This window comes from Streptomyces sp. NPDC025721, assembly GCF_055558595.1.
Map to the genome: position 1 here is coordinate 64,003 of NZ_JBVHMF010000008.1, position 17,366 is coordinate 81,368.

Genomic DNA, 17,366 nt, shown 5'->3' on the forward strand with positions numbered 1-17,366 from the left:
TATCGTACGAACACCAATCCGCGGGCACCTCGGCTCCGAACTACCTCACGTATGAGGCCAGTCCGCGAGAGGAGTGCCATGGGACTCCTGACCGTCGACGTCCGCGCCACCCCCGCGGGCGCGGTCGTCGCACTCGCCGGAGCGCTTGACTACTCCACCGCGCCGCAGGTCCGCGAGGCCGTCGAACGCCTCGCCCTCGCGCCCGGCCGACAGCTCGTCGTGGACATGGGCGGGCTGGACTTCATCGACTCCAGCGGCCTCAGCACGCTGCTCGCCGCCCACCACCGGGCGGAAGAGGCCCACGCCCACACCGTCCTGGCCGCGGTCCCCGAGCGGTTCGACCGGGTGTTCCGCGTCACGGGACTCGACCAAGTCTTCGCCGCGGCGCCGAGCGCGGACGCGGCGGTCGAGGCGTGGACGGCGGAGCGCGGGACCGCGGGTGACGGGCGGGCGGCGGAGCGCGGGACCGCGGGTGACGGGTGGGCGGCGGACCGGGGGCACGGTGGGTGACGGGTGGGGGACGGAAAAGAAATTCCTGAGTTTTCGTGCGTGCGACGCGTGAGAGGGGGTACGTGCCTGGGGTCACAGCCGACGACGTTGGGCGAACACATGACGGCGATCACGCACGACCCGGGAACCACCGCACTGCCGACCGGAGTCGGCCGGAGCGTTCCGGCCGTGGGTGAGGTGCCGCAGGTCGCGGACCCGGCGAAGGTCTCGCCGAAGGACGCCCGCGAGCTGTCGAAGCTGTACTTCGACCGCCTCCAGTCGCTGGAGGAGGGCACCGAGGAGTACAGCCGCGCGCGCGGCACGCTGATCGAGATGAACATGTCCCTCGTCCGCTTCTCCGCCCGCAGGTTCCGCAGCCGCGGCCCGCAGGAGTGGGAGGACATCGTCCAGGTCGGCACGATCGGCCTGATCAAGGCGATAGACCGGTTCGACCTGTCGCGGGAGACGGAGTTCACCACCTTCGCCATCCCGTACATCGTCGGCGAGATGAAGCGGTTCTTCCGCGACACCTCCTGGGCCGTCCACGTACCGCGCCGCCTCCAGGAGCTGCGGGTCGAGCTGGCCAAGGCCCGCGACCACCTGACCGCCGTCCTGGACGCACCGCCGACCCTCGCCGAGCTGGCCGCCTACCTGGAGATCACCGAGGACGAGGTCGTCGAGGGCCTGGTGGCCGCCAACGGCTACACCGCGGGCTCCATCGACCTGCCCGCCGGTGACGACGGCGAGGACGCCGGACGCTCGTACGCCGACACCATCGGCGCGGCCGACCCGGCGATGGAACTCGTCGAGGACTTCCAGGCGCTGGCACCGCTGCTGGCGAAGCTGGACGACCGCGAGCGCAGCATCCTGCGGATGCGCTTCGGCCAGGAGCTGACCCAGGCCGACATCGGCGCGGAGCTCGGCTACTCCCAGATGCACGTGTCCCGGCTGCTCAGCCGGACCCTGGCCAAGCTGCGGGCCGGGATGCTCACCGACAAGTAGCCGCCAACCGGCCAGCAGGACAGCCCCGCGACTCAGAGCACCACGGCCGCCGACCGGACAGCGATCCGCTCGGCGGCCGAGCTGTGCGCGGCTCGGCTCAGCCCGGCTCAGCCCGGCTCAGCGCCCGGGCAGCCAGTCCCGGAGCCGGATCAGGCCGTCGCGCAGATCGACCGGCCGTCTCGTGGCCGCCGGACCGGCGTGGTCGACGGCCGTCGCGGGACAGGCGTGTCCGCCGAGGCCCGCCAGGACCACCGCCTCGCGCTGCCGGGGCGTCAGCCGCTTGAGGTCCGTCCGTACCCGCGGGTCGGCGCGGATCTCCCGCAGCCGCCCGAGGATCGCGTCCAGGGTCGGGCCGACGTCGGTCCGTACGGCCTCCGTGTCCCGCCCGGACCTGAGCAGGCCGACCAGGCTTCGGTGGACGCGGGTGACCGCCCAGGTCAGGGCGTCGGCGTGGGCGGGGTCGAAGCGGGGCGCCGTGCGCCAGACGTCGACCAGCGCCTCGCGGGACAGCTCCTCGGCCCGCGCCGCGTCGCCCGTCATGCAGTGCGCGAGGCCGTAGGCGGCGGGGGCCAGCAGCGGATAGAGCCGGTCGAAGGCGTCGCGGTCGCCCTTGCCCGCGCGGATGAGGAGTTCCCGCACGTCCGCGCCTTGACCCGGGTCACCGCTCGTATCGCTGCCACCCGTACCGCCGCTCGTACCGCTGACCGCGCTGCCACCCGTACCGCCGCTCGTACCGTTCATAAATGGTGAGCTTCCCTCGCAGACCGTTCCCATACGCGGCCAAGGCTCCCACGCCACCGCAGACCGCACCCACGAAAGCCGCCGGGACCCGGTCGTCGGCGCCGAACCGGCCGTTCGCCCGCGCGACCCGGGGGGCAGGCCCTCATACTGGATCAGGGACAGGTGTTCGGATCGTTGCGGCGGGAAGCTGGCAGGGGTCCGGAACGCGTGGTTGGCTGGCGCGCGAAAAACGCCGTCTGACGGAACGGGCAAGGGTTGTGGCGGGAGCGATGGAGTACCCGGGCGGCGTACGGGCGGACGGGTTGCCGGCCGTGCTGTCCGACCCCGGCCGGCTGGCGGCGCTCGACGCCAGCGGCATGGTCGGCTCCGCTCCGGAGCGGGTCTTCGACGATCTGACCAGGCTGGCGGTGTCGGTGACCGGCGCCGCGATCTCCGCGATCACCTTCGTCGGCGAGACGCGTACGTACTGGAAGTCGGTACCGCACCTGCCCTACGGGGACGTGGAGAGCTGGCAGAACGCGGTGGGCGACAGCTTCTGCTACTTCGCCGTCGGTGAGAACGGGCCGTTCGTGGTGGAGGACGCGGAGAAGGACCCGCGGACGGCGGGGCATCCGGCGATCGGACCGTGGGGCGTGGGCGCGTGGGCCGGATTCCCGATCGTGACCACGGACGGGCAGCCGATCGGCACCATGTGCGTGATCGACGCCAACCCTCGGGTGTGGACACCGCAGGAACTGGAGACGATGTCGGTCCTGGCGCGGGCGGTGTCCAACGAGATCAACGTGCGGATGTCGCTCGACCGTGTGCACACCGCCCTCCAGACCGCCGAGAACGCGCTGTCGACCGCGCAGGGCGCGCTGGCCGCCTCCCGCGAACTGGCCCGCAGCCTCCAGGACAGCCTGCTGCCCCCGGCCCTGCGCCCCGTGCCGGGTGTGGACGCCGCCGCCCTGTACATCCCGGCGAGCGGCGACATCAGCGTGGTGGGCGACTTCTACGACCTGTTCCAGGCCCGCGGGGCCTGGTGGACCGCGGTCATGGGCGATGTGTGCGGCAAGGGGACCGAGGCGGCCAAGGTGACCGCGCTGGCCCGCTACACCCTGCGCGCGGACGCCGGTGAGCACCTGTCGCCCGCGGCGGTGCTCGACCGGCTGAACACCGCCATGCTCGCGCAGGGCGCCCCCCGTTTCCTGACCGCCGTCCAGACCACCTTCCGCGCCAGCGGGTCCGGGGTGTCGGGGCGGCTGTGCCTGGCCGGACACCCCCCCGCCCTGATCCGCCGCGCCGACGGCCGCGTCCGGCAGGCGGGCACCCCCGGCACCCTCCTCGGCGTGGTCGACCCGGTACACCTCTCCGACGTCCGCTTCCGGCTGACCCCCGGCGACCTGCTGCTGCTCTACACCGACGGCGCCTGCGAGGCGCGGCCCGACCCGCGCGGCGCGGAGCCGCGCCGGCCGATGTTCGACGAGGCCGCCCTCGCCCGTACCCTCGGCGACACCCACACCATGGGCGCCGCCGACACCATCGAGTACATCGCCGACACGCTCAGCGACTACCACGGCGGCTGGGCCAGCGACGACACCGCGCTGCTCGCGCTGCGGGTCCCGCCGCGCGTCTGACCCGGCCGGGTTCTCGTTCCGCGTACGCGTACGCGTACGCGTTCCGGTGCGGTGACGTGCCCGTGCGGTGACGTGCCGGAGCGGTGACGTGCCGCCGTGGTGACGTTCCCGTGCGGTGACGTGCCGGGCGTTCCCCAGCGGTGTCCACAGCCTGTGGACCGGCCGCGGCGGGGTTCGGGGAAGCGCGGGGCGCGGGGCGGGGTGTGCGGCGTGCGTACGGGGAAGCGCGGGGCAGGCGTGGGGGGTGTGCGTACGATGATGCTGTTCCGGTGCGACATCCGGGCGGCCGTCTGCTGGGAGGGCGAGATCGACCTCTACGCGGTTCCCCCTGCCCGTGCGGCGCCGGTCGTACGACGGCCGTCGAGCGGTGCCGCGTGATCAGCGACCGGATGGCGGAGATCCTGCGGGCGCTCCAGACCTCGGACTGGCCGGACGTCGCCGGTGAGGTCGCCGAGACGCTCGGCGTGGACGGCATCGCGATCAGCGCGGGCAGCCGGCCCGGCGCGTCGGAGGTCCTGTGGTCCTCCGGTGCCGGAGCGCGCGCCTTCGAGGATCTCCAGCTCACGGTCGGTCAGGGCCCGGGACCCGACTGCCTGGCCGGCGGCACCGCGGTACGCGTCCCCGACCTGGGGCTCACGCCGGCCGGCCGCTGGCCCGCCCTGCTGCGGGAGACGCCCGCGCTCAGCGTACGGGCGGTGTTCTGTTTCGCGTTGCGCGTCGGCGCGATCACGCTGGGCGTGCTGACGCTGGTCAGGGACGCGCCCGGCCGCCTGACCCCCGAACAGGACGGTGACGCGGGTGTCCTCGCGGGCCTGCTGACCCGGCGTTTCCTCGACCCCGGGGACGCGTGGACGCCGTCCAGCGGCCGTCCCGCTCTGTCCGCTCCCGGTATGCCCGGCCCCGCTCTGCCAGCCCCCGCCCTGCACCAGGCCGTGCTGCACCAGGCGACCGGCATGGTCAGCGTCCAGCTCGCCGTGCCGCTGGCGGAAGCGCTGCTGCGGCTGCGCGCCTACGCGTACGGCAACGAGCGTCCCCTGACCGACGTGGCCCAGGACGTCGTGGCCAGACGGCTGAGGATGGTCCCCGACCCGAGCCCCGGTCAGAGCCCCGGTACGAGCACCGAACCGGGCCGCGGCCCGAGCCCCGATCCGAACCCGCCTTCACTTGCAGCAGACAAGGACTGACGCCATGACGACCCGCGAACAGCAAGTCACCGAGGTCTTCGTCGAGGTGGCCGACTTCCTGATCGACGACTTCGACGTGATCGACTTCCTCCAGAAGCTGTCGGTGCGCTGCATGGAGTTGCTGGACGTCGCCGCCGTCGGCGTCCTGCTCGCCGACGAGAACGGTGTCCTGCACGTACTTGCGGCCTCCGACGAACACACCAGGCTGCTGGAGCTGTTCGCGCTCCAGCACGACCAGGGTCCCTGCGTCGACTGCTACCACGACGGTGAGCCGCGGACCAACGTCGACCTCGGCGCTCCCGAAGTGGCCGCCGCCTGGCCCCAGTTCACCGCCGGGGCCGAGGCCACCGGATTCGTCGCCACCAACGCGCTGCCGCTGCGGCTGCGCGGCCGGGTGATCGGCGCGCTGAGCCTCTTCCAGACCGACCCGGAGCCGCTGACGGACCAGGACGTGACCCTCGCCCAGGCCCTCGCCGACGTCGCCACCATCGCGATCCTCCAACAGCGCACGCTCGCCCACGCCGAGGCCGAACGCGACCAGCTCCAGTACGCCCTCAACGCCCGCATCACCATCGAACAGGTCAAGGGCATCCTCGCCGAGCGCTGGCACCTGGGCGTCGACGAGGCGTTCAGCGTCTTCCGCTCCTACGCCCACGCCCACGGCCGCAAACTCTCCGACCTGGCCCGCGAGATCGCCGACGGCACGCAGGCCACGGAGACCATCCGCACCTTTCCGACGCGCGCGCCGCGGACGGGCGCGTAGGAGCGGGGCACTCAGGCGCCGGGACGCCCGGGCACTGGGGCGCTCAGGCACCGGGACGCCCAGGCCCTGGGGTGCTCAGGCCGGTGTGAACACGACCTCGAAGTCCCGGACGTGGTGGGCGATTTCGCCGGGCGGCAGGACCGCCGCGTCATCCGGCGAGCTGCCGAGGGACCTGGCCTGGCTGACGAACCGCTGGACAGCGGCCCGCTTACGGGTGGCCACCTCTTCCGGCAGCCGGACGAGGGACGCCGACGCCCACGGCACGCGGGGGTCGTCTGGGCGGGCCCAGTGCCACATCCACACGGGATAGAGCAGGCAGGGCACCGACGCCTTACGGGCGGCGGTCAGCGCGGCGCGGCCCGCGGCCTCGTGGTCGCTGTGGACGTCACCGGTCCACGGCGCCAGGCACAGGTCGGCGTCGGACAGCAGCGGCACCAGGGCCGCGGCGACCTCGTCCTCATGGCCCGCCACCTCGGTGTCCGCCACTCTCAGCCGGACGATGTCCTGTGCGTCGGCGCCGAGTTCGGCCAGGGCCTCGCGCAATTCCGCGGCCCGGATGCCGACGAGCTGATGGGACGTGATGGCCGTGCTGTCGGCGTGGGACAGTTCGCCGTCGGTCACCGACACGACGGTGACCGCCACACCGGCCGCGGCGAGCAGCGCGATGCTGCCGCCCACCCCCAGCACCTCGTCGTCGGGGTGCGCGGCCACGACCACCACTCGTCCGGCGGTGGGCAGTTCGGTGTCGGCCAGGTGCGCCCAGCCGTCCCAGGCGCGCCAGTGCTCCTCGTCGGTGCCGGGCGCCTGGAGCGGATCGGCGTGCTCGGGACTCTCGGTGTGCGGGATGTCGGTGTGCTGCTCGTCGGTGTGCGGGTCATCGGTGTGCTGCTCGGGGTTGTGCGGGGTGTCGTGCTGGTCCATCAGGATGTCTCCCTACCGGCCACGGGGCCGCCCGGTTCCGCGCGATTGGTTTCCTTGACGCCGTGCGCGATGACGTCGGTGTCGAAGCCGCCCTCGGTGATCAGGCGGGCCAGGCGCGAGATCTTGTGCTGACGCGCTCGGGCGAAGGAGCGCAAGGTGGCGAAGGCCTGGTCGAGGGACATGTTCCAGCGCTCGGCGAGGATGCCCTTGGCCTGTTCGACGATGATCCGGCTGTTGAGCGCGTACTGGAGCTGGTCGCGTTCCGCCTCGGCGTGCGCGAGGGTCCGCTGCTGGAGGATCGCGATGGTGGCCACGTCGGCGAGGGCCTGGCCGAGGACGATGTCCTCCGGTCCCAGGGGCGCGGGGTCGGTCCTGAACAGGCTCAGCGCGCCGATCACCCGCCCGCGCAGCCGCAGCGGCAGCGCGCTGGTGGCGGCGAACCCGCTCTCGTGGGCGCCCCGGCCGAACAGCGGCCAGCGCTCGACGGCCTCGTCCCCGGTGAGGTCGACGTTCGTACGGGGCCGCCCGTCGCGGTAGCAGTCGACGCACGGGCCCTGGTCGTACTGGAGGGCGAACAGCTCCAGCAGCCGGGTGCGTTCGTCGGAGGCGGCCAGCAGGTGCAGGGCGTCGTACTGGTCGGCGAGCAGGACGCCGACCGCGGACACGTCGAGCAGATCCAGGCAGCGTACGGAGAGCTTCTGGAGGAAGTCGATGACGTCGAAGTCGGCGGTCAGGGAGTCGGCCGCCTCGACGAAGACCTCGATGACCTGCTGTTCTCGGGTGGGCATGGCGTCAGTCCTTGTCTGCGGCGGGCGGGAGGGGTTCGGCGTCGGGGGCCAGCCGCAGTCGCCTGGCCACGACGTCGTGGGACACGTCCGTCACGGTGCGCCCGCTGCCGTACGCGTGGGCCCGCAGCCGCAGCAGGGCGTCGGCGAGGGAGACGGCGAGCTGGACGCTGACCATGCCGGTCGCCTGGTGGACCACGGCGTGATGGAGGAAGGGGAGGGGGTCCGCGGGGTCCGGCGGGTCCGCGGGGTCCGGCGGGTTCATCGGGTCCGGCGGGTTCATTTGGCCCTGCGGGATCACAGGGTCCTGAGGCCGCACACGATCCGCCTCTTGGCGTGCCCGACCGGCACCCTCCAGGAAGTACCTGGTCAGGGCGGCGGCCAGAATCGCCGCGTCGGCGCTCTGCCCGCTGGTCAACGGCCCCGGCGCGCGCCGTACCGCGGTCAGCACCCCGAGTCCGATCCCGCCCATGCGCAGCGGGAAGCAGAAGACCGCGCGCGCCGCCAGGCCGGGCGCCTCCATGACCAGCTCGGGCCAGCGGTCGTGGCGGACGCGGGCCAGATCCGGCACCCGTACCGTCGTACCGCCCACCATGCAGTCGGGTCCCGGGCCCTGCCCCAGTGTGAGCTGGAGGTCTTCGAAGCCGCGCGACACGTCGTCGGAACACCACAGCACCTCGGTCCTGCCCGGCTCGTTCCCCAGCGAGACGGCGACGCCGTCCACCTCGAGGGCCGCGGCGCCCGCCACGGCCACCGCGGGCGACCCCTGGCCGTCCTGGAGCAGACGCAGTGCCTCCGCCAGGCGCTCAGCCGCCATCGGGCACCACCGCATACGGCCTCACATGGCCTCGATTCCCCGAGCGCGGAAGGAACGACGGACGGAGACCGGTCACGCGGTCATCGCGTTCGCGTAAGGGTGAACGGTCATCCGTTCAGCGGTTGTGGGTTCCGCCCGTCACGGCGAGGTGATCCGCGGGAGATCCGCGGCCCCGGTGGCGGCATCGCACTCAACCGACTGCGCCAGGGGCAGGGACGCTCCTTCCACCCTACCTCCCGGGCGTCCGCGGGCCCCCTGACGTCACACCGTGCGCCCGGCCGGGAGGTCGGCGGCACGGCGCAGTACCGACCGCAGTTCCCTGTCCGCCACGGGCGCCGGCCCCCCGATACGACAGCGCCACCGCCGCCGCCACCGCGTCGACCGCCCGCTCCGGATCGCGGCACAGCGACAGCGCCAGCGAGAACAGCGCGTCCGCGTGCCGTTCGTACCCGCCCAGCTCGTACGCGCCCAGCGCGCCGCTCGCCGGATTCCGCCCATGGGGGTGCTGCGTCAAAGCCCTCACCTGCTCAAACCGTGCGTTCGGACAACCGCCGGGGGCAGGGGCGCACCCCGTACGCCATCCCCCTCCCCACGCCCCCGCCAGCACCCCGAACCGGGACCGGTGGGGGTTATTCGAAGAACTTCAGGCTGAAGCCGGTGTTGGAGGTGGGGCCGGGGACGTTGGCGCGGGAGTAGGTGGTGTTGCCCCACCAGCAGAAGGTGCCGGTGAACCAGTAGCGGTTGGACCAGGAGTAGGGGGTGCCCTTGGGGACGGCGGTGAACATGAGGGGGAAGCGGGGGCCGGCGGGCGGGCTGGTGCCGATGTCGCCGTTGAGGAGGACGAAGCTGTGGGAGCCGGGGCCGTTGACGTAGAGGGTGGGGTCCCAGCCGGACATCATGGTGGCGGCGTGCGCGCCGAACAGGCAGCCGTTGGACTTGTACCAGTCCCAGACGTACGTCGGGTCACCGCCGGAGCGCAGCCGCAGATCGGCCATGCAGTACTGGTCGCTCCAGCTCCCGTTGGCCGAATAGACGATGTGGAGCTGCCCGTTGGGGTCCTTGACGGCGGCGGGCGCCTCGTTGATGTACGGGTTGCCGACGACGCGCTCCCAGCTCTCGCGCGGCTGGGAGATGATGTAGCGCGCGCCGGTCGGCGCGGTGGGGCTGCTCATCCGGACGATGTACAGGTTCTGTTCGACGTTCGTATCGCCCGCCCAGCCCGACCAGACGAACCAGCGCTGCCCGTTGAAGGTGAAGAGGTTCCCGTCGATGGCCCATTTGTCGTTGGGCAGGGCCAGTTGGGTCTCGGCGCCGTAGCCGCTGTCGGCCGTCGCCGAGCTGATGACGTACATCCGGTGCGCGGCTCCGGCGCCCGAGGTGAAGTAGATGTAGTACCGGCCGCCGTCCACCACGATCTCCGGGGCCCACACCTCACCGCGGCCCTTGGTGTCCGACCAGACCTTGCGGGAGGCCGCCGCGCCGAGGGCGTCGGGCGACGACGCCTTCCGTACGGCGATGCCGCCGCCCGACGTCTCGGCCGAGATGTACGTGCTGCCGACCCGGATCACGCTCGGGTCGGCGTTGTGGATGGTGGTCTGGGACGCCTGGGCGGGCGCGGAACACAGCACGGCCAGCAGGGCGAGTACGGCCACGAGGGCTGCGCACACTGTGCCGGCCAGGGCACCCCGGCCGGTGCCGGACGAACCGCCCCGGCCGCCGCCTGCCAAGGCACTGTGGAGACTTCGCAGAAGCTTCATAGTCCCGTTCCATGGTCGGGCCTCCGCTTCGACGCCGGGCGGGCGGTGGAGCGCCCGCCGAGGGACGACGTCCGGTCAGAACCGCATCGGAGGGGGGAACTTGGCGCTCTGACCGCTTGAATCCCACCGTTTCCACCGCTCCCGCACAAGGGTCAACACCGGTGGTAGCACGTTCCAACAGCATCGCGAGTGACCGTGGGCATGTCAATCACCCAAGGCGGTACGACTCGGCCGGTCAACCCGTACTCCCCCGCGCCCCATTGACACCATCCGCCCCGGATCACCATCATGTGCACGCCACACGTGTTCGCGTATGCCGCAAATGCCCCCTCCGCACGCACCACCGCGCAGCCGGACCCGCCCTGTCGGGGCACCGCCAGAGCACGCTCAGAGCGCCACCGGCAGCACGGCCCGCCCCCACCGGACCGTCAGGAGAAGCCCCGTGCCCAACGTCGACCGCCGAAGGTTCCTGCAACTCGCCGGAGCCACCGCCGCCGCGTCCGTCCTCACCGGCGGCATCGCCAAGGCCGCCTCGATCCCGGCCGCCGCGGGAACCGGCACCCTCCAGGACGTCGAGCACATCGTCGTCCTGATGCAGGAGAACCGCTCCTTCGACCACTACTTCGGCACCCTTCGCGGCGTGCGCGGCTTCGGCGACCCCCGCCCGGCCACCCTCCCCAGCGGCAAGTCCGTCTTCCACCAGGCGGACGCCGCCGGGCACGAGACACTCCCCTTCCGGCCGAACATCGACAACCTCGGCCTCCAGTTCCTCCGCGACCTCGACCACAGTTGGTACGGCACCCACCAGGCGTGGAACGGCGGCAACTACGACCGCTGGATCCCGGCCAAGACCACCACGACGATGGCGCACCTCACCCGCCAGGACATCCCGTACCACTACGCGCTCGCCGACGCGTTCACCATCTGCGACGCCTACCACTGCTCGATGCTCAGCTCCACCGACCCCAACCGGTACTACATGTACACGGGTTACTCGGGCAACGACGGCAAGGGCGGCGGCCCGGTGCTGGGCAACGAGGAGGCCGGGTACGGCTGGACCACCTTCCCCGAGATCCTGGAGCGGGCGGGCGTCTCCTGGAAGGTCTACCAGGACACCGGCACCGGCCTGAACTCCGGCGGCGGCTGGGGCTGGACGAGCGACCCCTTCATCGGCAACTACGGCGACAACTCCCTGCTGTACTTCAACCAGTACCGCAACGCCCAGTCCGGCAGCGCCCTGTACGACAAGGCCCGCACCGGCACCTCGGCCCGCACCGGCGACGGCTACTTCGACCGGCTCAGGGCCGACGTCGTGGGCGGCAAACTCCCCCAGGTGTCCTGGATCGCCGCCCCCGAGGCGTTCTGCGAACACCCCAACTGGCCCGCCAATTACGGCGCTTGGTACATCTCCCAGGTGCTGGACGCGCTCACCGCCGACCCCGACGTGTGGAGCCGTACCGCCGTCTTCCTCACGTACGACGAGAACGACGGCTTCTTCGACCACGTCGTGCCGCCCTTCCCGCCCGCCTCCGCCGCGCGCGGGCTGTCCACCGCCGACGTCACCCAGGACCTCTACACCGGCGGGCTCTCCGGTTACGCGGCCGGGCCGTACGGGCTCGGGCCGCGCGTGCCGATGCTGGTGCTCTCGCCCTGGAGCACGGGCGGCTGGGTCTGCTCGCAGACCTTCGACCACACCTCGATCGTGCAGTTCATCGAGAGGCGCTTCGGTGTGCGCAACCCGAACGTCTCGCCCTGGCGCCGCGCGGTCTGCGGCGACCTCACCGCCGCCTTCGACTTCACCCGCAGCAACGCCGCCGCGCCCGCGCTCCCCGGCACCGGCGGCTACGTACCGCCGAACCACAACAACCCCGGCGACTACGTCCCCACCCCGCCCGCCACCGGCGCCGTCCCGCGCCAGGAACCGGGCCTGCGCAATGCCCGCCCGCTGCCGTACGACCTGGCCGCCGACACCCAACCCGCGGGCGGACGCTTCCAGTTCACCTTCCGCAACTTCGGCACGGCGGGCGCCGCCTTCCTCGTCACCTCCGCGGTCCGCTCCGACGGCCCGTGGCCGTACACCGTCGAGGCGGGCAAATCCCTGGTCGACACCTGGCTGATGCCCGCCGCCTCCGACCGCTACGACTTCTCCGTCCACGGCCCCAACGGCTTCCTGCGCCGCATGGCCGGCACCGCGGGCTCGGTCGGCCCCGAGGTGACCGCCCGCCACACCCCCGCCACCGGCCAGGTCACCCTCGTCTTCAGCAACCCCACCGGCGCCCCCGTCACCTTCAACGCCACCGACGCCTACGCCCCCACCGCCCACTACACCTACACCGTGGCCGCCGGCGCCTCCCGCACCGTCCCCGCCTGGGTAGTCCCCGCCGGCAACCACTGGTACGACATCACCGTCACCACCACCACCGACCCCGCCTACCTCCGCCGCTTCGCCGCCCACGTAGAAACCGGCACCCCCAGCACCAGCGACCCGGCAACATCAACAACCTGAGGACCCCGCGGCGGCGCGAGTCCGTCCGGATCCCGCGCATCCCGGTCCGCCGGACGAGCCATGGATCTGGTCCGCCCGGCTGAACCGCCCGCCGCGGACGGTCAGTTGTTGATGGTCTGGATCTCCCGGACCGTCACCTCTCGCGGGTCGCCGACCCTGCCGTCGGGCAGGGCGTAGGGGCCGCCGCTCGAACCCGTCCAGCTCACATGCCAGTTGACGGAGACATCGAGCTGGTACGGCGGGGTGTTCTGCGTCGAGCGCAGGTACGTCACGCCGCAGGGAGGGGCTGCCTTCGGGTCGCCGTTGTAGGCGGCGCCGACCTTGCCGTCGGGTCCGATCGGGCAGTCGCCGGAGGACGGGAAGACGGTGGCGTCGGAGGTGCCGGGGGTGATGTGCACGGCGGACGGCTCCGCGGTGGTCTCGGCCCAGATCTCCCGGCCGCCGCCCAGGTCCACCGACGCCCGCACCTTCACCGGCGTGTACGCCTGTCGCAGGGTCACCCAGGTGGGGATGTTGACCGTCTGCGGGCCCGCGGGATTGGTCACGATCCTCACGCCGGGTACGTGGGTGTGGGCGAAGGCGAGCTTGGAGAGCATTTCCGGGGTGATCACATGCCCGGTCCCGGCAGGCGGCATCTGGCCGTTGGGCACCCACCTCGGCGTCTGGTCGTTGCAGCCCATCTGCGCCGACGGGTCGGCGTCCGGATTGACAGTCACCAGCCACCACATTCCCTTGCCGGCCTCGGCGCTGTTGAAGTCCTTGTAGCCCTTGTCCCCGCCGGGGTAGTCCAGCCCGTTCTGGTAGTGGTCCCGGTCCATCCCCATGGCGGTACGGAAAGTGCCGTGCACCTGGGGCAGTTCGTCGTTGAAGTTCTTCGTGTACTCCGCCTTGAACTGCTCGGGGGTGTACTTCGGCCCGAACCAGCAAGGCGGCGGCGCCCAGTTGACGTTGACCGACGCCAACGGTCGGCTCGCGCCGCTCGGCCTGCCCGTGGGATACGTCAGCCGGTACCCCTGGGCGATGGCCTCCAGGTTTCCGCCGCTGTCACCCGAACCCTTTCCACCCGACGGCGGCAAACCGGTGTCGTCGAAGGCGTAACCCGGTGCCGCCGCGAGTAACACGATGAGCGCCGCGAGGGGCAGCGCGCGGCGGAGTGACCCCGTACCCGTCATTGCTTGCACTCCAACGCCCTTTCCTTGGTGGTGATCGACTGTGCTCGCCAGAGCTGCGTGCCGGGCCGGAACAGGCTGAGCACCAGTTGGTACGACACGTAGTTGCGGTCGTCAGCGCCGGTGACGTGCACCTTCCCGGTCCCGATCTCCTTGCTGAACAGCTTCGACTGGTCCTCGCAGAAGGTGACTTCGGCCGCCGAGTTCTTGGCGAGGAGCTTGACGGCGGGCCGGAAGAAGCGGTCGGTACCGGTCACCGTCTTCTTCGCGTCGATGTGCATCTGGACGTACTGCTTCGCGTAGCTGTACGCGTCGCCCTCCGCGTACGTGTTCAGGGCCCCGCCCTTCACGCTCTGCTCGACCACGCCGTGCGTCATCGACTGCATGAAGTCGGCCGACGCGGTCAGGACCCCGGCCTCGGCGTCGTCCGCCGGAAGCCGCCAGTCGAAGTCGAGCTTCAGGTCCGCGGGGAGCGCGAGCGCCGGGTCGACGGTCAACACCCCACCCTTCGCCGTCGGTTGCGCCGATGTCGCGGTCGCCGTCGCTGTGGCCGGGGGCGCCGTGGTCGGGGAAATCTTGCTGTCGCCGCCACCTGAGCCGCCGCCGCAGGCGGAGAGCGTCAACGCGGCGGTCGCCGCGAGAGCCGCGACGGGAAATGCTGAGCGGGCTCGCATGGTCGAAGTCTCCCGATCGGTCGTCCGTGGGCACCGTTCGGGGCGTCGGCGAAAAGGCCCCCTCGGACCCCGCACGCCTGACCCCCCGTATCCGCCACCCACGGTAGCGAAGAGAACGCGTGAGGTTCGAGAGTGCTCCCGCGCTCAGCGCGTCACGATCGCGTCACTGCGCGGGGAACACGACGGCTGCGGTGCCGGCATCCGGAGTCACAGGGCGATCAGGCCCGCTGGGGTGGGGCGGAAGCCGCAGGTGTCGAGGTAGAAGGGGCGGAGGTGGGGCTCGAAGTCGACGTGGAGCCATTCGCAGTGGGCGGCGCGGGCGTGGTGGGCGGCGGTGGCGACGAGGTGGGCGCCGACGCCCTTCGAGCGGTGGGGCCGGGAGACGACGGTGTCCAGGAGGAAGGCGTGGGCGCCGCCGTCCCAGATGACGTTGACGAAGCCGATGAGGCGGGTGTCGTCGTGGGCGCAGACCCAGCCTAGGCTGTGGCGTTCGAGGCGGGCGCGCCAGTCGGTGCGGGCGGGCGGGCCGCCGAAACCGTCGGCGTGAAGGGAGTTGAGGGCTTCGTTGTCGACGTGGCCGCGCCACTCGTAGGTGATCGTCACGCCGCGATCGTACGGTCGGCGCGGGCGAAGGTGACGGTGACGGCCAGGCCGCCGGGGTGGGTGGGGCAAGCGGTGAGCGTGGCGTGGTGGGCGGTGGCGATGGAGCGGACGATCGCGAGGCCGAGTCCGTGGCCGGACGCGGGTGAGGCGCTGGTGCGGTCGGGGGCGAGACGGCGGAAGGGCTCGAAGAGGTCGGGCACGCGGTCGGCGGGCACCGGATCGCCGGTGTTGGTGACCGTGAGGGTGTCGTCGGCGAGGTCGAGGGAGACGGCGCCGCCGGGGTGGTTGTACTGGACGGCGTTGCGGATCAGGTTGAACAGGAGGTGCCGCAGCAGGACCGGGTCGCCCTCGACGCGCAACGGCCGGTCGGCGGTCACGGTGAGCCGGACGTCCTTCTCCTGCGCCAAGTGGCACAGCTCGACGGTCAGTTGACGCGCCAGCGGTACGAGGTCGACCTGCTCGGTACGTTCGAGGCCGCGGTCGCTGCGGGCGAGCAGCAGCAGCGCGTCGATCAGCCGCTCGGCGTCGCGGTTGACGGTGAGGAGGTCGTCGCGCACGTCCGCGAGGCCGTCGGGAAGCGGGTCGGCGAGGCCGACTTCGAGGCAGGCGCGCTGGACGGCCAGCGGGGTGCGCAGTTCGTGGGAGGCGTTGGCCACGAAGCGGCGCTGGCCCTCGAAGGACTTCTCCAGCCGGTCGAGCATCGTGTCGAACGTGTCGGCCAGGCGCTGGAGTTCGTCGGCCGGGCCGCTCAACGCGAGCCGTTCGTGCAGGTTCTGCTCGCTGATCCGGCGGGCGGCGTCCGTCACGGCCGCGACCGGGCGCAGCGCCCGCCCCGCGAGCCACCAGCCGGTGGCGGCGGCCAGCACCATCATGAGCACCAGGCCGATCGCCGACCACAGGATCATCTGGTGCAGCGCCGCGTCCTGCACGGCGCCCACGGTCCAGTGCAGCGCGCGGATCGAGATGCCGTCGCCGGTGCCGCCCGTGCCGCCCGCGCCGCCCGCGCCATCGATGGCGCCCGTGCCGCCGGAGCCGCCGTGGGGTACGACGGGGCCGGTGCGGCCGGTGGGGGCGTACGTCGCCGCGTCCGTCGGTCTCCCGGTGGCGCGGCTGACCCCGATGCCCTGCACCTGCCGTGTCGTCCCGTAGCGCGCCAGCACCACGACGAACGCCAGCAGCGCCGTCCCCGAGAGGAGGAAGAGCCCGGCGAAGGCGGCGGCCAGCCGGGCCCGGAACGTCAGGTGCGGGCGCGGGGGCCTGATCAGCGGCACAGCCGGTACCCCTCTCCGGCGTCCGCCACGATCACGTCGGGCGGGCCGAGCTTGCCGCGCAGGCGGCTGACGGTGGCGCGCACGGCGCTGGTCCGCGGGTCCAGGTGCTCGTCCCACACGGACCGCACCAACTCCTCCTGCGTGACGGCCTCGCCGCCCGCGCCGACCAGCGCGTGCAGCACCGCGAACTCCTTCGGCGTCAGCTCGACCGCCCGCCCGTCGATCCGCGCCTCGCGCCTGGCGGCGTCCACCGTGATGCCCTCGTACGCCACCACGACCGGCGGCGCCTTCAGCGCCCGGCGGCTCAACGCCCTGATCCGCGCGACCAGTTCGGCGAAGTCGAACGGCTTGGCCAGGTAGTCGTCCGCCCCCAGCCGCTCCAGCCCGTACACCCTGTCCTCGACCCCGCCCGCCGCCGTCAGCATCAAGATCCGCGGCGGCGCCGCCATCCCCCGCACCCTCCGGCACACCTCGTCCCCGCTCAGCACCGGCAGATCCCGGTCGAGCACGAGCACGTCGTACTCCGTGACCCCGCACATCCGCTCGGCCGCGTCCCCCGACACCGCCAGGTCCACCGCCATCGACTGCCGCCGCAGCCCGATCACGATCGTCCGCCCCAACACGTGATGATCCTCGGCCACCAGAACTCTCATGCGGGCCAGGGAAACACGGGGGGCCGTACGCGGAGATAAGCGTGCGTCCTCCGGACGGGTCGCCGAAGAACCGGCAGGCGCCGGAGCCGGGGCTCGACCGGCGACGCCGGTACGTGGCCGGCGGCGCCGGTACGTGGCCGGCGGCGCCGGTACGTGGCAGCCGGTGCCGGTACGTGGCCGACGGCGGCCCGCCGGGCGCGGGAGCCGTAGGCGCTACGCGGTACACGCGGGCGGTGGCCGCCTGCCGGACGAGGGCCCGCGGAACCCCTGCGGTACGCCGTGCGCGCGGCGGTCGGCGACGCAGGACCGAAGGCGATACGGGGCCAGGTCCGCCGCCTGCCGGACGTCGGCAGACGGCCGCCGACGTGGGGCGTGGGCGGGAGCGTTGCTGGCCGGGGGCTTATGGGAACGTAAC

General features: G+C 72.3%; 17 protein-coding genes. 7 read left to right on the forward strand and 10 right to left on the reverse strand.

The genetic code is table 11. The annotated features are described in order from the left end of the window. Positions 1-78 precede the first annotated feature (78 nt). Positions 79-510, forward strand: a complete 432-nt coding sequence (locus tag ACZ4EF_RS14035; RefSeq protein WP_467504528.1) for an STAS domain-containing protein — start codon at positions 79-81, stop codon at positions 508-510. A gap of 99 nt (positions 511-609) precedes the next feature. Then, positions 610-1,491, forward strand: coding sequence for a SigB/SigF/SigG family RNA polymerase sigma factor (locus ACZ4EF_RS14040; RefSeq protein WP_401851681.1), 882 nt, complete (start codon positions 610-612; stop codon positions 1,489-1,491). A 117-nt stretch (positions 1,492-1,608) separates the two neighbouring features. On the opposite strand, the gene ACZ4EF_RS14045 is transcribed toward ACZ4EF_RS14040, so the two are convergent. Beyond that, positions 1,609-2,232, reverse strand: coding sequence for a sigma factor (locus ACZ4EF_RS14045; protein WP_467504530.1), 624 nt, complete (start codon positions 2,230-2,232; stop codon positions 1,609-1,611). 269 nt (positions 2,233-2,501) lie between these two features. Between ACZ4EF_RS14045 and ACZ4EF_RS14050 the strand changes: the two genes are divergently transcribed. The 4 genes from ACZ4EF_RS14050 (at position 2,502) to ACZ4EF_RS14065 (ending at position 5,795) form a co-directional block, all read left to right on the forward strand. Further along, positions 2,502-3,848, forward strand: a complete 1,347-nt coding sequence (locus tag ACZ4EF_RS14050; RefSeq protein ID WP_467504531.1) for a GAF domain-containing SpoIIE family protein phosphatase — start codon at positions 2,502-2,504, stop codon at positions 3,846-3,848. A gap of 255 nt (positions 3,849-4,103) precedes the next feature. Beyond that, entirely contained in the window at positions 4,104-4,226 is a 123-nt protein-coding gene (locus tag ACZ4EF_RS14055) for a hypothetical protein (protein ID WP_467504533.1), read from the forward strand. Further along, the gene (locus tag ACZ4EF_RS14060; protein ID WP_467504535.1) at positions 4,223-5,032 is read left to right on the forward strand and encodes a GAF and ANTAR domain-containing protein; all 810 of its coding nucleotides are present in this window, start codon (positions 4,223-4,225) and stop codon (positions 5,030-5,032) included. The genes ACZ4EF_RS14055 and ACZ4EF_RS14060 overlap by 4 nt, the downstream gene beginning before the upstream one ends. 4 nt (positions 5,033-5,036) lie before the next feature. Then, complete coding sequence (locus ACZ4EF_RS14065) at positions 5,037-5,795, forward strand: GAF and ANTAR domain-containing protein (RefSeq protein ID WP_355340038.1); 759 nt, start codon at positions 5,037-5,039, stop codon at positions 5,793-5,795. Positions 5,796-5,870: 75 nt separating this feature from the next. On the opposite strand, the gene ACZ4EF_RS14070 is transcribed toward ACZ4EF_RS14065, so the two are convergent. From ACZ4EF_RS14070 to ACZ4EF_RS14085, 4 genes are all read right to left on the reverse strand, one after another. Beyond that, entirely contained in the window at positions 5,871-6,716 is an 846-nt protein-coding gene (locus ACZ4EF_RS14070) for a PIG-L deacetylase family protein (RefSeq protein WP_467504537.1), read from the reverse strand. Next, the gene (locus ACZ4EF_RS14075; RefSeq protein WP_467504539.1) at positions 6,716-7,504 is read right to left on the reverse strand and encodes an ANTAR domain-containing protein; all 789 of its coding nucleotides are present in this window, start codon (positions 7,502-7,504) and stop codon (positions 6,716-6,718) included. The genes ACZ4EF_RS14070 and ACZ4EF_RS14075 overlap by 1 nt, the downstream gene beginning before the upstream one ends. 4 nt (positions 7,505-7,508) lie before the next feature. Next, positions 7,509-8,318: a GAF and ANTAR domain-containing protein gene (locus ACZ4EF_RS14080; RefSeq protein WP_467504541.1), complete on the reverse strand. Its 810-nt coding sequence runs from the start codon at positions 8,316-8,318 to the stop codon at positions 7,509-7,511. A 629-nt stretch (positions 8,319-8,947) separates the two neighbouring features. Continuing rightward, on the reverse strand, positions 8,948-10,075 hold the full coding sequence (locus tag ACZ4EF_RS14085) for a glycoside hydrolase family 43 protein (RefSeq protein WP_467504543.1): 1,128 nt from the start codon (positions 10,073-10,075) through the stop codon (positions 8,948-8,950). A 442-nt stretch (positions 10,076-10,517) separates the two neighbouring features. On the opposite strand from ACZ4EF_RS14085, the gene ACZ4EF_RS14090 reads away from it, so the two are divergent. Beyond that, a complete protein-coding gene (locus ACZ4EF_RS14090) occupies positions 10,518-12,581 on the forward strand; it encodes a phosphocholine-specific phospholipase C (RefSeq protein ID WP_467504545.1) in 2,064 nt (687 codons plus the stop codon). 101 nt (positions 12,582-12,682) lie between these two features. On the opposite strand, the gene ACZ4EF_RS14095 is transcribed toward ACZ4EF_RS14090, so the two are convergent. The 5 genes from ACZ4EF_RS14095 to ACZ4EF_RS14115 all read right to left on the reverse strand — a co-directional run bounded on the left by ACZ4EF_RS14095 (position 12,683) and on the right by ACZ4EF_RS14115 (position 16,951). After that, on the reverse strand, positions 12,683-13,753 hold the full coding sequence (locus ACZ4EF_RS14095; protein ID WP_467504546.1) for a hypothetical protein: 1,071 nt from the start codon (positions 13,751-13,753) through the stop codon (positions 12,683-12,685). Further along, positions 13,750-14,424: a hypothetical protein gene (locus tag ACZ4EF_RS14100; RefSeq protein WP_467504547.1), complete on the reverse strand. Its 675-nt coding sequence runs from the start codon at positions 14,422-14,424 to the stop codon at positions 13,750-13,752. The genes ACZ4EF_RS14095 and ACZ4EF_RS14100 overlap by 4 nt, the downstream gene beginning before the upstream one ends. Before the next feature lie 207 nt (positions 14,425-14,631). Next, entirely contained in the window at positions 14,632-15,027 is a 396-nt protein-coding gene (locus ACZ4EF_RS14105) for a GNAT family N-acetyltransferase (RefSeq protein ID WP_355340012.1), read from the reverse strand. Next, complete coding sequence (locus ACZ4EF_RS14110) at positions 15,024-16,298, reverse strand: sensor histidine kinase (protein WP_467504549.1); 1,275 nt, start codon at positions 16,296-16,298, stop codon at positions 15,024-15,026. The genes ACZ4EF_RS14105 and ACZ4EF_RS14110 overlap by 4 nt, the downstream gene beginning before the upstream one ends. After that, the gene (locus tag ACZ4EF_RS14115) at positions 16,289-16,951 is read right to left on the reverse strand and encodes a response regulator transcription factor (RefSeq protein ID WP_401851653.1); all 663 of its coding nucleotides are present in this window, start codon (positions 16,949-16,951) and stop codon (positions 16,289-16,291) included. The genes ACZ4EF_RS14110 and ACZ4EF_RS14115 overlap by 10 nt, the downstream gene beginning before the upstream one ends. Between the last annotated feature and the right edge of the window lie 415 nt (positions 16,952-17,366).